2 protein-coding genes and 1 pseudogene are annotated in these 1,215 nt (G+C 62.6%); all 3 read right to left on the bottom strand.

Annotated elements, in window-relative coordinates:
- Nucleotides 1-28: 28 nt before the first annotated feature.
- On the bottom strand, nucleotides 29-529 hold the full coding sequence (locus CDN38_RS29835) for an integrase core domain-containing protein (RefSeq protein WP_275539815.1): 501 nt from the start codon (nucleotides 527-529) through the stop codon (nucleotides 29-31).
- 97 nt (nucleotides 530-626) lie between these two features.
- Nucleotides 627-869, bottom strand: a pseudogene (locus CDN38_RS32545) (IS3 family transposase); the annotation flags it as partial.
- Between the two features lie 50 nt (nucleotides 870-919).
- Nucleotides 920-1,215, bottom strand: a 296-nt coding sequence (locus CDN38_RS27635; protein ID WP_142361383.1) for a transposase, incomplete at its 5' end; no start/stop codon positions are given.

The following is a 1,215-nucleotide window of genomic DNA, read 5'->3' as shown; positions in this document are numbered from 1 at the left end:
TGGGGTTCCCCCAAAATAGTGGACACGGTTAACTTGCTTCCGTGGTGACAGTCAGTGTGCGCTCGTAGTCGATAGGTGAGCGCATCCCGATCGCTGAATGCCTTCGTTGATTATTGTAGAAATTCATCCAATTGTCAACTGCTGCAATAAGTTCCGTTTTCGTCGCAAAGGCGTGTCGGTAGTAGCATTCGTGTTTGAAGGTTGACCACAGCGATTCTGCACCGGCGTTGTCCCAGCAGATGCCGGTGGCTCCCATCGAGCGGCGCAGTCCATGGGTGGCGCAAGCCAACGCCATGTCGTGGGCGGTGTACTGGCTGCCGCGGTCGGAGTGCAAGATCACCCCACCGCAGCGGTGCGCACGCACGAACACCGCCCGCTCGACCGCGCGGGTGACCAGCTCGGTGCGCATGTGATCGTCGACGGCCCAGCCCAACCAAGGCGCGCCGGGAGTGCTCGTCGCGGATCGCACACAAGAACATGTCACCTTCCCCGCAGCACAGGTAGGTAATGTCCGATGACCACACCGCATCGATACGGCCCTGGTCAAAGCGCCGTCCGACCAAATCCGGCGGAAACGAAGCCGCCGGATCGACCAGCGTGGTGGTCTTGAACGTGCGCGGGCTGATGCCCTCGATCCCCAGCTCGGCCATGATCTTGGCGACCGTGTTGGCAGAGACCCGCTCGCCCTCATCGTGCAGGTCAGCAGTGATCCGCGGTGAGCCATAGGTGCCCTTCGACGCGCGGTGGTGAGCCAAGATCTTGACCTCCAGATCGCGGCGTCGCTGCAGTTGCGGACCAGGCGCGTCCGCGGTGCTGGTCTGCAAGTGCTTGTAGTAGCCCGACCGTGATACGCCAAGCAGCCCGGCCATGCGCCTCACGTCGTGGTCGGCGCACTCTGCGGCGATGAGCTCATATCGGCTCACCTTCGATGCTGTGCCGCAAAGTACGCCGAGGCTTTTTCCAAGAAGGCGATATCTTTCGCCTGCTCGGCCACCTGCGCACGCAGCCGCACCAACTCCGCACGCTCCTCGGCCGAAAGTGGTTCGCCTCCACCGGGATCAGGCCGGGCAATGGCGCCGGCCGCCGCCATCCGCCGGCGTTCATCACGGACCCACGCATGCAGCAGGTTCTCGTGCAAATCCAGTTCACGGGCAACTTCAGCAACGCGCCGATTGCCATCGATCACCAGATGTGCGGCCTCGACCCTGTACTCAG

This window comes from Mycobacterium ostraviense, assembly GCF_002705925.1.
Lineage (GTDB): Bacteria > Actinomycetota > Actinomycetes > Mycobacteriales > Mycobacteriaceae > Mycobacterium > Mycobacterium ostraviense.
This window is presented reverse-complemented; position numbering and strand designations above follow the sequence as displayed.